Genomic DNA, 3,545 nt, shown 5'->3' with positions numbered 1-3,545 from the left:
AATTTAGAACCAGAGCGGCAATAGAACCTATCATCGGACATTTAAAAACCGATTTTAGGCTGGCAAAAAATTACTTCATGGGAGAAACGGGACCACAAATCAATGCATTACTAGCTGCAACCGCTTGGAACATGAAGAAAATGATGGAACTACTGAAACAGAAAATTATTTTCTTATTTTATAAGATACAAATTATGCTGTTTTCTAATCCTGTTTTTAAATATAAATTAAATAGTGGGTTTTGTTAAGGAACGACTATTTACTGATTTCGTGTTGATGCAAAACCTGAGCTCCATTCGCATTGGCTTTAACCGTTTGTACTAAAAGTTTATTTTTCAGAATAGAAAAAGCCATAAAACCAGGTTCTGCAGCTGCGAAAATGGTTCCTTCCCGATTTCCGGTAGTGCGAACTTCACTACCCGAACCCGATAAAAACTGAGCTGTTTTTCTTCCTTTTGGTTTGATGATTTGTAGATCGTGTTCGTGGCCACAGATATAAGCATCTACTTTATATTTCTCGAAAACATTCGCAAATTTCTTTTCGAAACTTAAAGTATTTTTATCGGTTTTTCTTTTTCCACCGCTGTATAATGGGTGATGACCAACTACGATTTTCCATTTTATTGATGGATCGGAAGTTCCCAAAGTTTGCTCCAGCCATTTGGTTTGTGCTAAAGTATCTTGCTTCTTAATTCCGTCGTATTTTTCCGGGCTTTTATGGTAATCCTCGATGAATGGGTTGGTGTCCATCACCACTAAAAGCAACTTTTCTCCATTTTCTATTTCAAATGTTTTGCTGTAATATCGACTTGGCAAATGCCATCTTCTGGAGATTTTGGAGTAATCGATTTGTGCCTGAACGCTCCCCCGATAATCATGATTCCCCAACGCAACATACCAATCTGTATAAAGACTTGGATTGGTATAAATGGATTCAAAAGAAGAAATCCAATGATAATCCTGAGTGCTTTGAACGCCATTTGGATAGAAATTATCGCCCACCGAAACGATAAACTCCGCATCTAAAACCACCGTAGCATTTCCCAATTCGCGGGCAATATCTTTTTGGTAATAATCTCCTACTCTTCCGAAATCTCCCAGAACCAGAAAGTTGAAACTGTCTTCAATATAGGTTAATCCGGGGATATTATTTCCCTTATATCCTGTTTCTTTTTCGTACTCGAAAGGTGTTTGAGCATTAAAAAAATTTAAAACCAGAAAAAAAAGCAGGCTAAATTGTACTTTAAAATTGATCATAAAAGGTTTCATTAAAAAGAAATAAAAGCTCACCGCTTTTGCCAGCGAGGTTTTTAATTTCGGTTCGGTTATATTTTTAGAAATCTATTTTAACTCCCAAATTAAATTTTGGTTGATAATATTCCTCCTGCATCGTACGATCCGAAACGCCTTGGTAATAGCGAAGCGGCTGATTGGTTAAGTTATTGGCTTCGGCAAAAATTCTGAAATTTTTGTTGATTTTATATGAAGCATTCGCATCCAAAAAGGTTTGTTTATCGTAATATCGGTCTTCAAAATCATCTCCACCCAATTCATCCAGATAATCCGAGGCGTGATTTAAAGAAACTCTTGCAGAGAATTTTTTATTTTCCCAAGAAAGTGAAGCATTGAAAAGATGAGGAGCGGTTCCCGGCAAACCAAGACCAGATCTTTGTTCACCATCCTCATTGGTAATGCCATCCGCAGTAGATTTGGTGTAAGTATAATTTAAATAAACCCCAAAACCTTGAAGAAATTTACCCGGTAAAAAGTCCAGTTGTCTTTGCAAAGCCACTTCGAAGCCGAATAAATCTACCTTGTCTCCGTTTCTTTGTTGGATATAATCCCATTCTTCTCCCGTAGGAATTGGATTTGTTTCGTTTCCGTAATCATTAGCAAAATCGGATGCCGAATAATTATTGCTGCTGTAAGTGTAGATGAAATTCTTTAAGTTTTTGTAGAAAACACCACCAGAAATAATCCCAATAGATGAGAAATATTTTTCTACCAAAAGATCAAAATTATAAGCATAAGTCGCTTTCAAATCTGGATTTCCAACGAAGATTTCTTGGTCATCCGGAATTGCATTCACATAAGGAACCAATCCGTAGTAGTTTGGTCTTGCCAAAGCAGTGGTTGCCGCAGCTCTTATAATGAAATCGGGCTGAACATCGTACCGCAGGGTAAGACTTGGAAGGATATTGGTATAGCTGTTTTTTCTGTTGATTTGGTTGACTAATTCTTCTTCATCCAATACAAAATTTCCATTATAATCAATCGTTGTATGCTCTACTCTGGCTCCGATGATCGCGGAGAATTTGTCAGTAAAATTCTGATCCCAACGGATGTAAGCCGCGTAGATATTTTCTTTGGCTTTAAAGTTTTCTGATAAAAATTCAGAAGGATCAGATTCCGATTCAAATGAAGCCGGATTATTCAAATCTAAACCTCCTAAATAAGCCGCTGTTGCGAAAGTTCCCGGTACATATTGAGAACCCGGGTTGAATCCTTGCCCTGAAAAATAAGTTGTTGGAACGTCTGTAAGTCCAAATTCATTCACAGGTTCATATTCAAAATAGTCATTGTTGCGGTCTTTGTCTTTAATTCTTACCCGCGCTCCGGTTCTGATTCGCCCTTTCTGATCGGCTACCACAGAGAACGGGAAGCGAAAATTAAGTTTTGCGCCAAGCTCTGATTCTTCGGTAAGTCCGTTGCTTTGTGACAAACTTGCAAGTTCATAATCTCCTAAATCCTCTCCGACAGCACTAATTAAAGGTTTTCTTGGATTTCGCAAATCAGACATTAATGTTAAATCTTCATTTTCGAATTCTATGTAACGTTCATTTGGTTTTTTCTCACTTGCAAAAGCGTAGTTTACGGACCAATCCATATCAACAGAAGAACCCAACAAATGTTCTCCGGCTAATGAATAATTTTGAACTTTCTGAATTTCTAAACGAGTGTTTTTATTCTTATTATCTCCGATTCCTCCTTTGTTTTGTCGGAACATATTGCCTTCGTAACCAATAATTTCATTTTTATCATCATAAATAGGATCCACTTCGTACCCAACTGCAAACCGGTTTTCTCGGTCATTTCTTTGGTTGTACATTGCATTGAAGAATAGTTTATTATTTTGGTTGAATTCGTAATCCAATGCCAAAGCTACACTGCTTCTGACACGCTGTACATCATATTTTCTAATTTCAAAATCGGATACATAGTCTCTCCTTAAACCACTTATAATTTACTGATTATTAGTATTTTGGGTTTAAAATAGCTTGTTTTTTATTGCAAGAATTTGTATATTAGAGCTTTAAAACCTTGCAAATATGTTAGGAAAAAATCCAGAAAAACTGCCAGAATTATTCCGCCCGATGTTGGTTGATTTTATTGATGATAAACACGAACTCGTTTTGCTTTCAGATAAAATAGATTGGAATTATTTCGAGAACGAATTTTCGCCGTTGTACTCTAAAGTGGGCAATCCGAGCCATCCGATTCGTTTTATGGTGGGCTGTTTGCTTCTGAAACATCTTTATAATTTG

1 protein-coding gene and 3 pseudogenes are annotated in these 3,545 nt (G+C 36.7%); 2 read left to right on the top strand and 2 right to left on the bottom strand.

Features of this window, described 5'->3' with window-relative positions:
• Positions 1 to 248 (top strand): annotated as a pseudogene (locus AP75_RS14400) (hypothetical protein); the annotation flags it as partial.
• Between the two features lie 7 nt (positions 249 to 255).
• Here the strand turns inward: AP75_RS14400 and AP75_RS13510 are convergent.
• The gene (locus AP75_RS13510; RefSeq protein ID WP_031501812.1) at positions 256 to 1,257 is read right to left on the bottom strand and encodes a metallophosphoesterase; all 1,002 of its coding nucleotides are present in this window, start codon (positions 1,255 to 1,257) and stop codon (positions 256 to 258) included.
• A gap of 76 nt (positions 1,258 to 1,333) precedes the next feature.
• Positions 1,334 to 3,220: pseudogene (locus AP75_RS13505) on the bottom strand (TonB-dependent receptor); the annotation flags it as partial.
• A gap of 109 nt (positions 3,221 to 3,329) precedes the next feature.
• Between AP75_RS13505 and AP75_RS13500 the strand changes: the two are divergent.
• Positions 3,330 to 3,545, top strand: a pseudogene (locus AP75_RS13500) (IS5/IS1182 family transposase); the annotation flags it as partial.

Source organism: Kaistella haifensis DSM 19056 (genome assembly GCF_000735695.2).
Classification (GTDB): Bacteria; Bacteroidota; Bacteroidia; order Flavobacteriales; family Weeksellaceae; genus Kaistella; species Kaistella haifensis.
Note: the sequence above shows the minus strand (reverse complement) of the source record. Positions and strands in the feature narration are given on the sequence as shown.

Excerpts from the sequence above, each read along its gene's own strand:
- AP75_RS13510 (WP_031501812.1), bottom strand. The coding sequence starts at position 1,257 with ATGATCAATTTTAAAGTACAATTTAGCCTGCTTTTTTTTCTGGTTTTA.